The 16,244-nt window shown below is 67.3% G+C and carries 15 protein-coding genes and 1 tRNA gene; 10 read left to right on the top strand and 6 right to left on the bottom strand.

Annotated features, from left to right (window positions below; genetic code table 11):
• The first annotated feature begins 69 nt into the window (after positions 1-69).
• Positions 70-744 carry a hypothetical protein gene (locus VYL96_RS00865; protein ID WP_070720741.1) on the top strand — a complete coding sequence of 225 codons (675 nt, stop codon included), beginning with the start codon at positions 70-72 and terminating at the stop codon, positions 742-744.
• A 96-nt stretch (positions 745-840) separates the two neighbouring features.
• A tRNA-Asp gene (locus VYL96_RS00870) sits at positions 841-914 on the top strand.
• A 65-nt stretch (positions 915-979) separates the two neighbouring features.
• Here VYL96_RS00870 and VYL96_RS00875 read toward each other — a convergent pair.
• A complete protein-coding gene (locus VYL96_RS00875; RefSeq protein ID WP_131886490.1) occupies positions 980-1,861 on the bottom strand; it encodes a manganese catalase in 882 nt (293 codons plus the stop codon).
• A 140-nt stretch (positions 1,862-2,001) separates the two neighbouring features.
• Here VYL96_RS00875 and VYL96_RS00880 point away from each other — a divergent pair, with 140 nt between their 5' ends.
• Complete coding sequence (locus tag VYL96_RS00880; protein ID WP_061917889.1) at positions 2,002-3,477, top strand: IS1182 family transposase; 1,476 nt, start codon at positions 2,002-2,004, stop codon at positions 3,475-3,477.
• A gap of 292 nt (positions 3,478-3,769) precedes the next feature.
• On the opposite strand, the gene VYL96_RS00885 is transcribed toward VYL96_RS00880, so the two are convergent.
• Positions 3,770-4,636, bottom strand: a complete 867-nt coding sequence (locus VYL96_RS00885; RefSeq protein WP_061917104.1) for a T3SS (YopN, CesT) and YbjN peptide-binding chaperone 1 — start codon at positions 4,634-4,636, stop codon at positions 3,770-3,772.
• A 4-nt stretch (positions 4,637-4,640) separates the two neighbouring features.
• A complete protein-coding gene (locus tag VYL96_RS00890) occupies positions 4,641-5,231 on the bottom strand; it encodes an HD domain-containing protein (protein WP_061917107.1) in 591 nt (196 codons plus the stop codon).
• A gap of 210 nt (positions 5,232-5,441) precedes the next feature.
• Here VYL96_RS00890 and VYL96_RS00895 point away from each other — a divergent pair, with 210 nt between their 5' ends.
• From VYL96_RS00895 to VYL96_RS00905, 3 genes are read left to right on the top strand one after another with little or no spacing between them, the layout of a single operon-like run.
• Positions 5,442-5,750, top strand: coding sequence for a hypothetical protein (locus VYL96_RS00895; protein ID WP_061917111.1), 309 nt, complete (start codon positions 5,442-5,444; stop codon positions 5,748-5,750).
• Positions 5,747-6,724, top strand: a complete 978-nt coding sequence (locus VYL96_RS00900) for a WXG100 family type VII secretion target (RefSeq protein ID WP_061917114.1) — start codon at positions 5,747-5,749, stop codon at positions 6,722-6,724. The genes VYL96_RS00895 and VYL96_RS00900 overlap by 4 nt, the downstream gene beginning before the upstream one ends.
• A gap of 7 nt (positions 6,725-6,731) precedes the next feature.
• Positions 6,732-6,959: a hypothetical protein gene (locus VYL96_RS00905; protein WP_061917117.1), complete on the top strand. Its 228-nt coding sequence runs from the start codon at positions 6,732-6,734 to the stop codon at positions 6,957-6,959.
• A 9-nt stretch (positions 6,960-6,968) separates the two neighbouring features.
• On the opposite strand, the gene VYL96_RS00910 is transcribed toward VYL96_RS00905, so the two are convergent.
• From VYL96_RS00910 to VYL96_RS00920, 3 genes are all read right to left on the bottom strand, one after another.
• Positions 6,969-8,027, bottom strand: coding sequence for an NAD(P)-dependent alcohol dehydrogenase (locus VYL96_RS00910; RefSeq protein ID WP_061917120.1), 1,059 nt, complete (start codon positions 8,025-8,027; stop codon positions 6,969-6,971).
• Between the two features lie 263 nt (positions 8,028-8,290).
• Positions 8,291-8,908 (bottom strand): hypothetical protein, encoded by a 618-nt coding sequence (locus VYL96_RS00915; protein ID WP_061228588.1) that lies wholly within the window; start codon positions 8,906-8,908, stop codon positions 8,291-8,293.
• A 35-nt stretch (positions 8,909-8,943) separates the two neighbouring features.
• Positions 8,944-9,555, bottom strand: a complete 612-nt coding sequence (locus VYL96_RS00920; protein WP_061228587.1) for a hypothetical protein — start codon at positions 9,553-9,555, stop codon at positions 8,944-8,946.
• 195 nt (positions 9,556-9,750) lie between these two features.
• On the opposite strand from VYL96_RS00920, the gene VYL96_RS00925 reads away from it, so the two are divergent.
• Genes VYL96_RS00925 through VYL96_RS00940 form a run of 4 tightly spaced genes read left to right on the top strand, consistent with a single transcriptional unit; the run spans position 9,751 to position 16,199 of the window.
• Complete coding sequence (locus VYL96_RS00925) at positions 9,751-11,709, top strand: DNA-binding protein (protein ID WP_259876580.1); 1,959 nt, start codon at positions 9,751-9,753, stop codon at positions 11,707-11,709.
• A complete protein-coding gene (locus VYL96_RS00930; RefSeq protein ID WP_061228585.1) occupies positions 11,709-13,316 on the top strand; it encodes a class I SAM-dependent DNA methyltransferase in 1,608 nt (535 codons plus the stop codon). The genes VYL96_RS00925 and VYL96_RS00930 overlap by 1 nt, the downstream gene beginning before the upstream one ends.
• Positions 13,317-13,321: 5 nt before the next feature.
• Entirely contained in the window at positions 13,322-14,506 is a 1,185-nt protein-coding gene (locus VYL96_RS00935; protein ID WP_243699821.1) for a restriction endonuclease subunit S, read from the top strand.
• A 43-nt stretch (positions 14,507-14,549) separates the two neighbouring features.
• Positions 14,550-16,199, top strand: a complete 1,650-nt coding sequence (locus VYL96_RS00940; RefSeq protein ID WP_131886602.1) for an RNA-binding domain-containing protein — start codon at positions 14,550-14,552, stop codon at positions 16,197-16,199.
• Positions 16,200-16,244: the final 45 nt, after the last annotated feature.

Raw genomic sequence — 16,244 nt, forward strand, 5'->3', positions numbered from 1 at the left:
GCGGGTACCGCGGAGATCGTCCGACAGCCGGCACGCACCGCTACGGTCTGTCTATGAGGGGAGTCGGTGATGACGTACAACTCCGGTGACGGGCGGTGGGGGCCCGACGGGAAGTGGCACACCTCCGACTACGAGCCCACGCCGCGGCGGGGGACCCCCGGCGCGGTGATCGCCCTCGTCGCCGTACTGACGGTCCTCGCGGTCGGCCTCCTCGGAGTGATCGCCTACCTCGCCCTCCGCCCGGGCGGAATCGCCGGTGACGGGCCGGGCGTCGCGGCAGCGCAGTCCTCGTCGTCGTCGTCCTCGCCGTCGACCTCGACGCCACCGCCTCCGGTGACCGAGACCGCCTACACCACCCCGCCGCCACGCGAGACCGTCACCGTCACCCGCGAGGCGCCGGCACCCCGGCTCCCACGCGGCGGTGGTCAGCCCGCCGGGGCCGACTCGTCCGGATGGCTCTCCGACAGCCAGGCCCGCTGCAACGCCGGCGACCCGGCCGCCATGATCGGACGCACGACGCAGGCGTCGTTCTCCATCTGCGTCAACCCCGACAACGGCCGGTACTACTACCGCGGCTCGTCGGGCGGAGCGGGTGTGGAGATCGACGACCCCACCGTCACCAGGACCGGGGCGGTGGTCACGAACAACGACGTACTCTACTCGATCGACGCGTCCGGGATGAGCATCTACCAGGGCGGAGAGCTCATCTCGAGCCAACCGATGCTCGTCCTCTGGACCGGGTGAGGCGCCCGTCCCCTGAGCGCCGCGCCACCTGCGCGGGGCCCCGTTTTACGCTCGGGCCGAGCTTTCCGCTAATGTTCCCTCTCGTGCGAAAAGCACGGCCCTGTGGCGCAGTTGGTTAGCGCGCCGCCCTGTCACGGCGGAGGTCGCGGGTTCGAGTCCCGTCAGGGTCGCAGGAGAAAGCGGGCGCATCCGGTATACACCGGATGCGCCCGCTCTCGTCTGGACGGCGCGCCGACTACTCCTTGTTCAGTTTGTCCTGAACGGTGCCGGCGGCCTTCTCGACCGTGTTCGGCAGCTCGGTGGTGCCGTAGAACCGGGCGTCCGGGTGGGTAGGCGGCGGCATCGGCGGGCCCTCGAGCGGCTCGGGCGAGTACGAGAATTCGCCGTGACCGTCCGGCGTCGGGCCCGAGGCCCACGAGCCCTCGGCCGCGGCGGCGCCGTCGGAGAAGTTGTACATCGTGTACGCGTGCTCCGCGGCCTCCTTCGACTTGGGGAAATTCGACGGCACGGGCAGTTCCTCCAGGCCCTCGGCCTGGAGCTCGTTGGCCGCGGCGAGCCACTGGTTCTGGTGCATGGTGTCGCGGGCGAGCAGGAACGACAGCAGCTCACGGATGCCCGGGTCGTCCGTCATGTGGTAGATCCGTGCGACCTGGACGCGGCCCTGGGACTCGGCGTTGACGTTGGACCACATGTCGGCGAGGAGATTCCCGCTGGCGGTGACGAAGGCGCCGGACCACGGGTTGCCCATGGAGTCGACGGGACGCGCGCCGGCACCGGCGACGATGCCGTGCTGGACGTCGGTGCCGCCGATGACCGCGGCGACGGCCGGGTCGTTCTGGACGGCGGCCTCGGTGATGCCGAGCGGGGCGTCCTCGAGTAGCTGGGCGACCATCGTCGCGAGCATCTCGACGTGGCCGAACTCCTCGGCCGCGGTGCTGAACAGCAGGTCACGGTACTTGCCCGGGATGTGGGCGTTCCACGCCTGAAAGCTGTACTGCATGGCGACGGTGATCTCGCCGTACTGGCCGCCGATCACCTCCTGCAGTTTGCGGGCGTACACGGCGTCGGGCTTCTCGGGCTTCGACTGGAACTGGAGCTTCTGCTTGTGGATGAACATGCGTCTCCTTCGGTCGTGCGCGGTGTCCGGGCGGCCTCGGCGGATTGCCACTCGGGCGTATGCCGAGGCTAGGAGCGTGGGTCAGTAACACGCCAGTTCAGGTCCGCTGATGGGGCGGGTTCGGCGGGATAATTGTCGTCATGGGCGAGGAAGGGTTGTTCGCCGCCGAGGAGTTCCGCGTCGAGCGGGCTGACCGGCAGGGCGAGGTCGAGCCGGTGGGCGCAGGCAAGACATTTCGGGCGTTCGACCCGGGCCAGGGGTTGTTGCTGCCGCCGTCGCTGGATGACTGGCTTCCGGCCGATCATCTGGCACGGTTCGTGGCGGATCTGGTCGATGAGCACCTGGATTTATCGCGGATCTACGTCTCCTACCAGGAGGGGCGCGGGGCCCCGCCGTACGATCCGCGGTTGATGGTGCGGTTGCTGATCTTCGGCTACACCACGGGGGTGCGCTCCTCCCGCGGGATCGAGAAGGCCTGCACCGACATCGTCGCTTTCCGGTGGTTGGCGGCCGGGGCGGCCCCGGACTACCGCGCGATCGCCAGGTTTCGCAAGAGGCACCTGGCCGCGCTGGGCAACCTGTTCTTGCAGGCGTTGGCGTTGTGCCAGGCCGCCGGGATGGTCACGCTTGGACAGGTCGCGCTGGATGGGACGAAGCTGCGGGCGAACGCCTCCAAACGCAAGGCCATGTCGTACGCGCGGCTGACGGACAAGGAGAAGGTACTGGCCCAGGAGGTCTCCGATCTGCTGGCCGCCGCCGAGGCCATCGACAAGGCCGAGGACGCCAAGTTCGGCAAGAACCGGCGCGGGGACGAGCTGCCCGATGAGCTGGCCCGCCGAGAGTCTCGCCTGGTCAAGCTGCGCCAGGCCAAAGCTGCTCTGGAAGCCGACGCCGCCGCCGATGCGGCGGAGAAGGCTGAGGCTAAGGCCCGCGGTAAGGGCGAAGACGAAGACACCGTCGCGCAGAAGGCCGCTGAGGCCGCCGAGCGCGCCACGCCCAGGCCGAAGGCCCAGCGCAACTTCACCGACCCGGAGTCGAAGATCATGCTCACCGGGGACGGGTCGTTCGCTCAGTGCTACAACGGCCAGGCCGTGGTCGATGCCGCCCATCAGATCATCGTGGCGGCCGAGGTCAACGACTGTGCCGCCGACGTCGGCAACCTCATCCCCATGACCGAGCAGGCCATCAGCAACACGGGGCAGGCCCCGAAGCAGATGCTCGCCGATGCCGGGTACTGCTCAGCCGCGAACCTCGCCGCCTCCGCCGAGGTCACCGGCGAGCAGGGCACCGAGTTCTTCATCGCCACCGGACGACAGCGCAGCGGGGAACCGGCGCCGATCGCCCCCCGGGGACCGATCCCGGCCAGCGCCACGGACAAGCAGCGCATGGCCCGCAAGCTCGCCACGAAGAAAGGCCGAGCGGTCTACGCCCGGCGCAAAGCGATCGTCGAACCGGTCTTCGGACAGATGAGCACCCTGCAGAACGGCAAGCAACTCCTGATTCGCGGTCTGGACGCCGCCCGCGGTGAATGGCTACTGCTCGCTGCCTGCCACAACCTGCGAAAGCTCCACGGTCATATCGGCGCCACCGGGCTCGGCGGCCTCCAGATCGCCTGAACTGGCAGGCCCGGGCGACCTACAGGCTGACCCGCGGACTGAACGCCATCACCGCGGCTTCGCAAACCGAATACCTGGCCGCCAGTGACGCCGGCCCGAGCGCAACGCTCTCACGCACTCCGCCGTACTCTCGGCGCGCTTCGAGCCATTACTGACCCATGCTCCTAGGGCGGCCTACGCGGGGTACAACCGCTCACGGGACCGTGCCACTGTCATGGGTAAGCGTCCAGAATTAGGGGTTGCTGGCCATGTCGGGTCGATGGGCCGCGAGAGGCGGCCGAAGAAACTTGCGTTAACTCCGCGTACGCGGGCCCAACCGCGCTGCGACCTGATCGCGCGTGGCGGCGTACGTGAGCAGGAAGTGCTCGAGTGCGTGCTGCGCGTGGCGGGGCAGGAACGGAGCGACGGGCACGGTGGTGCGCTGCATGACGTGGCGACCGTCGAGGACCCACGAGGTGAGGTCGTCGTCCAGGTTGAGGCGCGCGATCTCCAGAGCGGCCTCGGCGCGGGAACGCACACCTCGGACGACCCACGCCCAGATGCGGGCGAACGGCTCGTCCTCCGTGAACGAGACGTGCATCCGGTGGCCGACGTGGTCGAAGACCAGGTGGCCCACCTCGTCCACCACGCACGGCCGGCCGGTCACCTGTTCGATGATCGCCTCGTACCGCTCGCGGGCGTCCACGTGGTCCTCGACCTCGACGGCCACGTCGATCGGGTTGGGATAGTCGGCGGGGTCGCGTCCGACGGGCACGGAATCGGACCGGATGAGCCTGAGCGCGCCGGTGTAGCGACCGACCGTCCCCTCGCATCGGAGGGTGAGCAGTTGCGGGTGCGGGACTCCCAGCCGGTCACGGCAGACGTCGACCACCGCCCGGGCGATCGGCGCCGGGGAGGTGGGGGCGGTGTGCGCGATCATCTCCTCGACGAGGTCGTGCCCGGCGGGGCGGGCGGTCACCCAGGCGACCGCCCCGCCCGCCGCCAGTTGGACGGTGCACCGTCCCTGTCCGCCGGACGGTTGTGACGGTGCGCGGAATTCCATCGCGCCCACCGCCCCGGGCCTGCGGAGATGTCCGGTGAGGGTGTGCTCGAAGTCGTGCCACGGGTCGTCCGCCGGGCGCAGGGAGGCGCTACCCGGTCCGAGGCGGTGGTCCTGCATGACGTCACCCCACCGGCGCGAGGGCGGCCACGTCGTCGACGGCCCGGCGGAGTTCTCGCGAGGCGGTGCAGTCACCGAGCCGTTCGGCGACGGCGTCGGCGATCGCCCGGTAGAACCACAGTTTTTCCTCCGGCCCGGCGTTGAACAGGCCCCACATGTCATCGCCCAGCCGCTTGTGCGCGGTGACCATCGAGCGCAGATTGTGGATCTTGTCGGCGGCCGAGATGAGCAGGCACTCGTGGGAGTCCTCGGCCAGTCGCGCGAGGTAGCCCTCCTTGCGCACCCGCCACGGCGGGGTCTCCTCGCCGGCGGTCTTCTCCTCCGAGACGCCGCGAACGAGTTCCGTGACCCGCTCGCCGAACTCGGCGGTCATGTCGTCGGCCGAGTAGACCGATGGCGGCACGTCCTCCAGCACGTCGTGGAGCAGCGCCGCGACCGCCACGTCCTCGTCGCCGGTGAAGTCCGAGACGATCAGCGCCACCGCGACCGGATGGGCGATGTAGGGCGTCGGTTCGTCCTTGCGGGTCTGGCCGGCGTGGCAACGGGCGGCGACCGCGAGTGCGCGGTCGAGGGTGGGGGTCCAGGTGAGCGACATGGTGCACTCCTCGAGGGAGAGGTCCCGACGCCGGGCGACGCCGCCGGGTCGTGGGTGGAACCGGCCGTGACCGGTGTCCCTTCCACACTCCCGAGTACACACCACGGGTACGACACGGGGGAACCGATCGGCGTGGGGCGCGCGTCGTACATGGTGAGGACGCCACGGGGGCGTCCCGGTAGTAGACCGGAACGACGACGAGGAGGGCTCGTGCCCGACGGGACGATCAGGGCGGATGCCGGGAAGATCGCGAGCGCGGTCTCGGTGTTCCGCGACTGCGGGGAGGCGGCCGCGGAGGTGACGTTTCCCGAGGTCACGGCACGTCTGGGCGGCGGTCTTCCGGGCGGGTCGGCGATCGAGCAGGCGCTGGACCGGGCGTGTGGTGCCGCCACCGTGTGCGCCTCGAGAATCGCGGGTCGGCTCGGGGGCCTGGCCGACTTCGCGGCCGAGGCGCACCGGTTCCTCGAGGCCGAGGATGAGGACTTCGCGGATCTCCTCGCAGCGGTGGCCCGGCGGTGAGCTGGACAGTCGGCGACATTCGTCGTTGGGACGTGTCCGCGTTGACGGGCGCCGGTGGCGAGGTCGGGCGGCAGGGCTCGGTGGCGCAAAGCATCCGGGGGGACCTGGTTGACGGTGCGGCGGAGCTGGATGATGGCTGGGACGGGGAGGCCGCTGACGCCGTCCTCGACACCGTGGAACGCGAGAAGTCGCACGTCAGCACGCTGGCTGACGGACTCGAGGATCTGGCTGATGCTCTCCGGAGCTCGCACGCTGCGCTGGGGCCGGCAGTTCAGACGGTTCGAGATCGGATCGCCGATGCCGAGGCAGCCGGACTGCAGGTGGGCGAATCGTCGGTGCGTCCTTTGTCTGGTCGCGACGACATCGGTCACTCGGCGGTCGATGAGCATGCGGAGGCGATCAGCTCCGCGGTCGACACCGTGCGCTCCCTCGATGAGCACTACGGGCGCGAGATCGACCAGATCGCCGCTCGGCTGCACTCCGCGATCCCACTCGAGGTCGACCGGTCGCCGATCCCGGGCCCGGACGACCCGTGGCCGGGTCGCGGTGTGGACGCGATGACGGGGGCCGCGTCACGGGGCTACCCGGACGTCGCCGATGAACTCGATCCACGGACCCGGGGGAGACACATGCTCAACCCGGCTCCGGATGACTTCGGCAGCGCCGCGGCGACGGGGTTGCGAGGACTCGGTAGGGTCGCCGGTCCGGTCGGTGGCGGGCTTACGGTGTACGACGGCGTGAAGGCCCACGCCGAGGGGAGGACGTCGACCGGCGAGGCCGTCGCGGAGACCCTTGGGGCTCTGGGTGGCGGCGCGCTCGGAGGCGCCGCAGCCGGCGCCGTCGCAGGAACGATGTTCGGTCCCCTCGGAACGTTCATCGGCGCCGGCATCGGTGCGGCCGTCGGGACGTACCTGGGACAGCAGGCGGGCGATATGGCTCACCACCGGTACCGGATCCACACGGCAGAGAGGTGACACGACCATGAGGTATGGGCAGAGACGGGACGACCCGTCGGAACGCGACCCGCACCCCTACGAACACCCCGCCCTGGAACCGGAACCCGGTTTCTGGGACGGCAGGTGGGAAGAGTTCAAGCGGCGGTTCATCCAGATGGCCTGGGAGGATCACTACAGCCGGACCGTCCTCATCCTCTCGACGGTGGGATTCGTGGCGACATTTATCTGGATGTGGTTCACCGGTGAAACCTGACGGTCTCGCCTAGAACGTCTTGGCGTCGATCACGAACCGGTACCGGACGTCCGAGCTGACGACGCGGTCCCACGCCTCGTTGATCTGATCGGCCGAGATGAGTTCAATCTGGGCGGTGATCCCGCGCTCGGCGCAGAAGTCCAGCATCTCCTGCGTCTCGGGGATACCGCCGATCATCGAGCCGGTGAGGATCTTGCGGCCGCCGGTCACCGACCCCGCCCGCAGGGACATCGGCTCACTCGGGATGCCGATCTCCACCATGGCGCCGCGAGGCTTGAGCAGGGCGAGGTACCGGTCCAGGGGCAGGTTGGCGGAGACGGTGTTGAGGATGACGTCGAAGCTGCCTCGGAGCGCCCGCAGGTTCTCCCTGCCCTCGTCTCCGGCGGTCGCGTAGTGCTCCACGGCGCCGAACTTCAGCGAGTCGTCGCGCTTGGAGGTGCTCTGGGACAACACGGTGACCTCGGCGCCCATGGCCACGGCGAGCTGCACGCCCACGTGCCCGAGCCCGCCCATGCCGATCACCGCGACCTTCGTGCCGGGGCCGACGTTCCACTGACGGAGCGGCGAGTACATGGTGATCCCGGCGCACAGCAGCGGCGCGGCGGCGGCCGGGTCGAGGCCCTCGGGGACGGAGACGACCATGCGCTCCTCCACCACGATGTGCGTGGAGTAGCCGCCGTTGGTGACCGGGCCCTCCGGGTCGCCCTCGGGCAGCGGGGAGCCGTAGGTCGCGGTGGCTCCGACCTCGCACTCCTGCTCCTGGCCGGCCTCGCACGCGGCGCACTCGTGGCAGGCCCCCACCAGGCAGCCGACGCCCACGCGGTCGCCCACCGCGTGCCGGGTGACCTCGGAACCGACCTCGCGGACGATGCCGATGATCTCGTGCCCGGGTGCCACGGGATAGGTGGTCTGCCCCCACTCGCCGCGCACGTGGTGGATGTCGGAGTGGCAGATGCCGGCGAACTCGATCTCGATGAGCACGTCGTCCGGGCCGGTGTCCCGACGTCGGATCGTGGTCTTCTCCAGGGGTGCGTCCGGTGCGGTGGCGGCGACGGCGGCGACGTCCATGTGTGGTCTCCCTCGGGTCGGGTCAGGTGTGCACGCCACAGTAGAGAATGTTCGGCGTGAGAGAATGTTCGGCGTGCGCCGCCGCCACGGCATCTGCGGCCGCAGCGGAGCGGGTACACGACAATGCCCTCCCGGCCAGGCCGCGTACGACTCCCGAAGGGTTCGTACCGCCATGTCAGAAGGGCAATGAGTCGATTCACAGCGGGCCGGGGTGACCGGCTACGTCAGCTGAGCGACGAGCCGGACGCCCCCGGTCCAGGTGGTCAGCTCCCGAGGCTGCCGAACACGTCGACGCTGCCCAGATTGACGCTCCCGGTAGTGGTGACCGAGAAGTTCCGGAAGTGGATCTCGACCGGGTACTGGACGTCCGCGAGAGTCGAGATCTCACCGGTCGCAGTGAGGGGCGCGATGCTGTCTTCGGTGACGCAGATCGACGTGGCGACGTAGTCCCCGTCGTTCAGGCCCGGCACGCTGACCTCGTGGGGACTGGCGTAGGCGCCCTCTTCGTCCAGTAGGTCACTGGACTCGTTGACCACCACGCGCAGGTCGGATTCCTTCGTGGGCCAGACCGGATTGCTGTACAGGTCCTCGAAGAAGGTCTCGTCCCAGGTCTCGGGGTCGATGTCCTTCTCGCTGATCGCACCCTCGACCACCAGAGGTCCGACGCAGGCCATGTTCTCGGGCGCGGTGACGGTGAAGTTCGCCGTGGTGCCGTTGACGCTCACGGTCAGGTCGGGCGAGTCGATCTTGATGATATCGGTGGGGTCGACGGGGTCGACCAACTGCGCCTGGGCGATGGCCGGCGCGAGGAATGAGCCGGCGCCCAGGAGTGCGGCGGTCACGGCGGCGGTGCCGTACGTACGGAGGGAGGTCGAGGACATGGGAAGTCTCCTTGGTGAAGTGAGGATGGGAAAGGTCATGCGGCCCTGAGGCCTTCGGGTGCGAGTGCGTGCTGGTCCACCGGAGGGGAGCGCGGTAGGACATTCGTTGGGGCGTCGGTGGGTCGGTTCGGCTGGGTTCCTGCGGCGCTTCGTGTGGGTGACGGCATACCGACACTCGCCGTGTCGCGCACGGATGCGGTCGCATCCCGGTAGAGGCCGTCATGGACGAGGGTGAAGACTGCGGGTACTGCGGCGGCGAGGGCGATCACGGCGAGCTGGCGCCGTCTGGTTGTTCCCAGCTTGAGTGCCAGGATCACGGAGGCTGCGGCCAACACGAGCGCGGTGCCGAGGCCGGCGACGACAGCCCCGGTCGCGCTCGAGATATGCCGTAGCGATCCATACAGCAAGTCGATGTGCCAGTTCAGGCCAAGGAACACGACCGCGAAGGCGCCGGAGATCAGGACCACACCGACTGCTGCTTCGACCGGGTTCGGCAGACCCAGGCGGACGAGCGCCCTGCACGCTTCACATGCGGCCAGTACGAGGGCGGTGGCCAGGACGGGTACGGCGATCGCGGCGAGGTAGTGAAGCCACCATTCGAGGGGACTCCAAGCGGCGAGGTGGTCGACCGTGAGGGCGTTGTTCACGAGTGACCTCCGGGGGATCGAGTGCGGTTGACTTCCGGGGAGACTTTTCCCCTGCATGGCGGCGGAGTGCTGAGACCTATGGCGATAAGGGGCCTTATCGCCGGGCGGGTATGAGTCGGTGCAACTCGGAGGTAGCGTCGGCCGCATCGCAGATCAGACGGACCGAGTGGAGGTGGCCCCGTGGAGACTCTGACCATGCAGCAGGTCGCCGCGCTCGCCGGCGTGAAGCGCCCGGTCGTCTCGGTGTGGCGCTCCCGGTCAGCCGGATCGGAGCACCCCTTCCCTGCGCCGGTGGACCCCGCACGACTGGTGTTCTCCGCAGACGAGGTCGGCAGCTGGCTGCGCGTGACCGGCAGGGGGAACAATCCGGATGCGCACGAGGACGCGGCGCTGTTCTCGTCGTTGATGGACCGGGCGGCCTCGCAACTCGACGACGCATCGGCGCTTCTCCTGCTCCATGCGCTGTCTGGTATGCCGTTGGCTGAACAGAGCAGTGACGACCTCGCGATGCTTCCGGTGGGGCACGCAGTCGAGTCGGTTTTGTCCGTGGCGCAGGCGGATAAGGCTCTGCGTGATGCCGACCTGGTCGCGTGCGTCGATCACCTCGCCGAAGCCGGCGTCACGGCGACACGGGTGCTCAAACGGTTGGCGCAACGTCAGGAGGCCAAGGACGCGCCGCTCGCCTCGGAATCGCTCACCAGCACGGGCGATGCACTGGCGTGCGAGGTGGTCGCGGCGCTGGCCGGCGATTCCGACAGGGCACTCGTGCCGTGGGGTCCGGGCGGACTGCGTCTGCTTGCGAGCGTGGTGGAAAAGGCGTCGGAGTCGGATCGGTCGCGAGTCGTTTCGCCGGATGGCCCGACTGGGCCGGTGGACCGACTGCTCTGGCGGTACCTCGCCGCACTCGGCGCCCGCCTGGAACCAGCGACGGCCGGTTCAGCCACGCTTCTCGTCGGGCAGTGGGCGGCGATTCCCCGGGACGGGACTGAGGGCTTCTTCGACTCGGTCGACAACGTGGTGCTGGACCTGGGGCCGGGCAGCGCCGCGGTGGTGTTCGCTCCCGCCCCGCTGCTGGTCGACGAGTTGCCGGGGACGGACCATCGGCGGCGGATCCTGAGGGGGACAGGCGGCGACTATGTTGCGCCCCTGCGCTATGTCGCTCGCCTGCCGCGGGGATTGTGCCGGTTCGGCGGTCGTCGTCGGATGGCGATGTGGGTGCTGGGAGAGTCCGGCGACACCGCCGGTGCGCGGAGTTTCACGACGTTCGGGGAGCACTCGGCCCACGCGCTGGATGCGCGGGAGAACCGTGCACTCGCCTCTGACGCTGTCGCGGCTCTCCGCGGAGGCGCCGCACGGCGGAGTCACGCGTTCCTGCGGGCCGAGCACCGGCTCACCGATGCGGTGGTGGTCAGGTCCGCGCTCGCTCTGCCGGTCACCACCGACGTCGCGGAGGACGGCGGTGATGCGCTGGCCCGCCTGTGGGAGAAGCGCGACGCGTCGGCGTCCGGGGTGCTCGACGGGGTCGAGGTGGTGGCGGCCGGGTCCGCGGCAGATCACTCCCTGCCGTGGAGAGCGGCGACCACGGGCGAGCACCGGCCGGCCCGGGTGATCACGGGCGTGCGCATCCCCGCGGAGGTCTTCGCGGCGGGTTCGGGCGGCATTGGGGTGATCGGCCCGGACGAGGTGCGCGGCCGGTGCGCGATCGGGTCACGGTCGGTCGATCTGGTGGAGTTGGTCCGACGCGCGCCTCGTTTCCGGCTCACGGAGCCGGGCGACGTGGTGTTTACGACGACGAGGGGGCCGGCCGCGATCATTGACACAGCCGGCGGCAATGCCGTTCAGGCGCCGGCCCGGGTGCTGCGTTGTCTGGAGCCGGTCGAGGGATCGCGACGTATTCTTCCCGAGCTCGCGGTTCGGGATATTTCGGCTGCGCGGGGATCGGATTGCCGTTCGTGGCGGCTGCGCACCGTCGTCGTCGACGCTTGTAGCCCTTGGCGCACGGTGGCGGCACGGGCCGCCGAGCATCGGGCACGGCTCCTGGCCGAACTGAGTGCGCTCGACGCGCTCACCACAGAACTTTCCGACGGACTCGCGGCGGGCACGCTGCGCATAGACCACGACTATTCAGATCAGAACTACGAGGAGAACGCCTGATGGCGAAAGTGCTGGTTCCGATGCCCATGGAGGCATCGACACCTAAGGAACTCAAGGACACGCTGTGGAAGGCGGCGGACAAGCTCCGCGGGTCCATGGATGCGTCGCAGTACAAGGACGTTGTGCTGGGGTTGGTGTTCCTCAAGTACGTCTCGGACGCCTTCGAAGAGCGCCGCGACGCGATCCGCCAGGAGCTGGCCGGGGAGGACGAGGCCTACCTCGCGGAGACGCTCGAGGACGCCGACGAGTACCTGGGCTCGGGCGTGTTCTGGGTGCCCGCCGAGGCGCGCTGGGAGTACCTCTCGCGGCATGCCAAGGGCATCCCGGCGTCGTCGACCAACGACGCGCAGTCGATCGGTGAGCTGATCGACGCCGCGATGCGCGCGTTGATGCAGGCCAACGAGTCGTTGGTGGGCACGCTGCCGGTGTTGTTCGGGCGGGACAATGTGGAGCAGCGCCGACTGGGTGAGCTAGTGGACCTGTTCAACGCGGCGCGTTTCACCGGCGGTGGCGCCTCCAAGGCGCGGGATCTGCTCGGGGAGGTCTACGAGTACTTTCTGGACAAGTTCGCCAAGGCGGAGGGCAAGCGCGGCGGCGAGTTCTACACCCCGCCCGTGGTGGTGCGGACGCTAGTGGAGATCCTCGAACCGCATTCGGGGCGTGTGTACGACCCGTGTTGTGGGTCGGGCGGCATGTTCGTGCAGACGGAGAAGTTCCTCGAGGGGCACAAGGAGGATCCGACCAACGTCGCCGTGTACGGGCAGGAGCTCAACGAGCGCACGTGGCGGATGGCCAAGATGAACCTGGCGATCCACGGGATCGATTCGCAGGGGCTCGGTTCACGGTGGGGCGACACCTTTGCCCGGGACATCCACCCGGATATGCAGGCCGACTATGTGATGGCCAACCCGCCGTTCAACATCAAGGACTGGGCGCGGCGCGAGGACGATCCGCGGTGGATCTACGGGGTGCCGCCCAAGCGCAACGCCAACTACGCGTGGATGCAGCACATCCTGTCCAAGCTGGCGCCGAACGGCGAGGCCGGCGTGGTGATGGCCAACGGGACCATGACCACCTCGACCAGCGGCGAGGGCGACATCCGCAAAGCGATGGTCGAGGGTGACGTGGTGCAGTGCATCGTGGCCCTGCCGGGGCAGCTGTTCCGGGCGACAGGCATCCCGGTGTGCGTGTGGTTCTTCGCCAAGAACAAGGCCGCCGGCAAGGGTGGTTCGGTGGATCGCCGGGGGCAGGTGCTGTTCATCGACGCCCGCGAGCTGGGCCACATGATCGACCGCGTGGAGCGCACGCTGAGCGAGGAGGACTTGCAGCGCATCGCCGAGACGTTCCGCTCCTGGCGCGGTCGCCCGTCCGCTCAGGGCGAGTACGAGGACGTGCCCGGCTTCTGTAAGTCGGCCACGCTCGAGGAGATCAAGGCCGCCGGCTACGCGCTGACCCCGGGCCGCTACGTGGGCGTGCCCGAGGCGGAGGAGGACGACGAGCCGGTCGACGAGAAGATCGCGCGGCTCACCGGTGAGCTCACCGCTGCCTTGGATGAGTCGGCCCGGCTCGATGCCGTTGTTCGCGAGCAGTTGGGGAGGCTGGTGTGAAAGCGGTGCGCTTAGGCGACGTCATCAAGATTCACCATGGGTGGGCTTTTCCTGGTTCTGGGTTCGGCACGGATGCCGAGCTGCCACAGCTCATTACCCCGGGGAACTTCGAGCCAGGCGGCAGTTTTGTTCGCAGGGTGAAGTCATTCTCTGGTGAGTTTCCGTCTGCCTTCATCTTAGAACCGGGTGACCTGGTTGTCTCGATGACCGACCTCAGTAAGGAGGGGGCCACCCTAGGCAAACCTGCTATTGTGCCGAGCGATGGCATCTTTCTCCACAATCAGCGAATTGGGAAGGTCGAGATTCTTGACGAGTCGGCACTAGATAAGAACTACCTAAAGGCACTCTTTCTTACCGGCGAGTTTCACAGGCAGATTCTCTCTACCGCGACTGGAAGCACAGTCAGGCATACCAGTCCGGGGCGAATCTATGAATTCTGCCACTCCCTGCCGGAGTTGGAGGCGCAGCGCGCGATCGGCGAGGTCCTCGGCGCGCTGGACGACAAGATCGCCGCGAACCGAAAGGTCTGCGTGTCCCTGCGTGGTCTGCAGGGATCGATATGGTCGAGAGCTTCGAGATCGCTGCCGCATATACCGCTCATTGAGTTAGCTCCACCAAGGTTGGGTGGAACCCCGGCTCGATCCAGTCCGGAACTTTGGGGTGGCGGAACTCCGTGGGCCTCGGTGCGCGATATGACAGGTGCCGATTTGGGGGTCATTTTGTCGACGGCTGAGACAATCACGATCAAGGCTGCTCAGCCGGAGCGACTCAGACCGGTTCCAGCGGGGTCGGTGTTTTTGACAGCCCGTGGGACTGTGGGCGAAGTTGCGGTGGCAGGTGTTGACTGCGCATGCAATCAGTCTGCGTACGCTTTCATTCCCCAGGCGGGAAAGAGTGCAGCTCTGAGGCTGGCTTTAGAGGGTGCTGTCGCCGGCCTGATTTCGAGAGCGCACGGTTCGGTATTCAGCACCATCACGACTTCGACGCTTGCGGATGTTGAGGTGCCCAACTTCTACGATGGGTCGACAAGACGTGCTGTGAGCGAACTTGAGGTGCTTGAGGAGCGTGTCGTAACCGGGCTCAAGGAGAACGTATCCCTAGCCCGCACCCGCGACGAACTGCTCCCACTCCTCATGAGCGGCAAGGTTGGCGTTAAGGACGCCGAGCGAGCAGCCGAGGATGTGCTCTGAGTGGCGGCCGACCTGCGCCTGGCGGAGATGAGATGATCCGCCTATGAACACCGACGAGCTCTCCTCGCTCCTCGATCGGCTAATTGCCGATTGGGAGAGCGAGGTGGTCGAGTTCAAACGTGGCCGTGAAGGTTTCAGCATGAGCGAAATTGGGAAATATTTTTCGGCACTGGCCAACGAGGCGAACCTGCGCGGTGACGAAGCGGGCTGGTTGATATTCGGAGTTGACGACAAACTCCGGGTAATCGTGGGCAGTTCCTATGGCCACTCGGCAAACCGCCTGAACGCGCTCAAGCTGGAGATCAACCAGAACACCGACCCCCGAGTGTCGTTTCGCAACATTCACGTTCTCGACCACGAGGCCGGCCGCGTGGTGCTCTTCGAGATCCCACCAGCGCCCCGAGGCCTGCCGATCGCATGGAAAGGGCAATGTTGGGCGCGGGCCGGGGAAAGCCTCGTTCCCCTCGGCATGGACAAACTGGACCAGATACGCAACCAGACCATCGGTAGCGACTGGACGGCCACGATCATCCCTCACGCAACACTCGAGGACCTGGATCCCGAAGCCGTTGCTCAGGCGCGAAAGGGGTTCACTGAAAGATATCCGCGACTGGCCGACGAAGTGGCGCGCTGGAACGACGCCACCTTCTTGGAGAAGGTTCGGTTGACGCTTGGGGGCAAAGTCACTCGCGCTGCGATCTTACTGCTCGGCAAGTTCACCTCGGCGCACCTGATCAGCCCGCACATGGCCGAGATCACTTGGAAATTGACCGGTGAACAACAGGCGTTCGAGCACTTCAGCACGCCATTTCTACTTTCCGCTGACGATCTGATCAGTCGTGTCCGCAATGTCCAGATCCGGTTCAATGACCCGAACAGAGCCGTCTACCGCGAGATCTCGAAGTACGACGAGGGAAGTCTTCACGAGGCTCTGTACAACTGCATCGCGCACCAGGACTACCGCCAGCACTCACGAATCGTCCTCGTCGAACGTCCGGACCGGGTCGAGTTCCTCAGCGTCGGTGACTTTGTCGACCGCACCCCTGATGACTACATGTTGAGCGACACAGTGCCTCGTCGGTACCGCAACCCGCTCCTGGTGACCGCGATGACTGAACTCAACCTCGTTGACCACATGGGAAACGGGATTCACCGTATGGTCAGTCAGCAACGCAAGCGGTTCCTCCCGCTTCCCGACTACGATCTCACCGACCCCGGCGAGGTCAAGCTCACTGTCTATGGCGCGGTCATCGACGAGGCGTACACCAAGCTGCTCATGGCTCGCGAGGATTTGCCGCTCGAGGATGTGCTCGCTCTCGACCGGGTCCAGAAGGGTCTGCCGCTCTCGGCATCAGTAGCCCGCCGCCTCCGGAAGGCCGGACTGATCGAGGGACGACAACCTCACCTTCGTGTCGCACCGACCATTGCGCGAGTAACGGGAACGAAGGCTGCGTACATCGGAACCCGAGGCCAGGACGATGCGTTCTACTGCAAACAGATCAGCGACTACCTGGAGAAATTCAGCTCGGCCAATCGCTCCGACATCGACGAGTTGCTCATGAGCCAGCTCAGTGACGCGCTCACTGACGAGCAGAAGCGAAACAAGATCGGCAACCTGCTCACAAAGTTGAGGAAATCCGGCGAGATCCACAACGCAGGGAGCCGCACCCGGCCGCGCTGGGAGCTTTCATAAGTGAGGACCGATCCAATGAAGCTAGCCAAGAACCTAAGTAAGAAA

The organism is Dietzia maris, from assembly GCF_036287335.1.
Classification (GTDB): domain Bacteria; phylum Actinomycetota; class Actinomycetes; order Mycobacteriales; family Mycobacteriaceae; genus Dietzia; species Dietzia cinnamea.

What these genes read in the sequence shown, in the direction of transcription:
- VYL96_RS00865 (WP_070720741.1), top strand. Translation starts at nt 70, where the DNA reads ATGACGTACAACTCCGGTGACGGGCGGTGGGGGCCCGACGGGAAGTGG.
- VYL96_RS00875 (WP_131886490.1), bottom strand. Translation starts at nt 1,861, where the DNA reads ATGTTCATCCACAAGCAGAAGCTCCAGTTCCAGTCGAAGCCCGAGAAG.
- VYL96_RS00880 (WP_061917889.1), top strand. Translation starts at nt 2,002, where the DNA reads ATGGGCGAGGAAGGGTTGTTCGCCGCCGAGGAGTTCCGCGTCGAGCGG.
- VYL96_RS00885 (WP_061917104.1), bottom strand. Translation starts at nt 4,636, where the DNA reads ATGCAGGACCACCGCCTCGGACCGGGTAGCGCCTCCCTGCGCCCGGCG.
- VYL96_RS00890 (WP_061917107.1), bottom strand. Translation starts at nt 5,231, where the DNA reads ATGTCGCTCACCTGGACCCCCACCCTCGACCGCGCACTCGCGGTCGCC.
- VYL96_RS00905 (WP_061917117.1), top strand. Translation starts at nt 6,732, where the DNA reads ATGAGGTATGGGCAGAGACGGGACGACCCGTCGGAACGCGACCCGCAC.
- VYL96_RS00910 (WP_061917120.1), bottom strand. Translation starts at nt 8,027, where the DNA reads ATGGACGTCGCCGCCGTCGCCGCCACCGCACCGGACGCACCCCTGGAG.
- VYL96_RS00915 (WP_061228588.1), bottom strand. Translation starts at nt 8,908, where the DNA reads ATGTCCTCGACCTCCCTCCGTACGTACGGCACCGCCGCCGTGACCGCC.
- VYL96_RS00925 (WP_259876580.1), top strand. Translation starts at nt 9,751, where the DNA reads ATGCAGCAGGTCGCCGCGCTCGCCGGCGTGAAGCGCCCGGTCGTCTCG.
- VYL96_RS00930 (WP_061228585.1), top strand. Translation starts at nt 11,709, where the DNA reads ATGGCGAAAGTGCTGGTTCCGATGCCCATGGAGGCATCGACACCTAAG.
- VYL96_RS00940 (WP_131886602.1), top strand. Translation starts at nt 14,550, where the DNA reads ATGAACACCGACGAGCTCTCCTCGCTCCTCGATCGGCTAATTGCCGAT.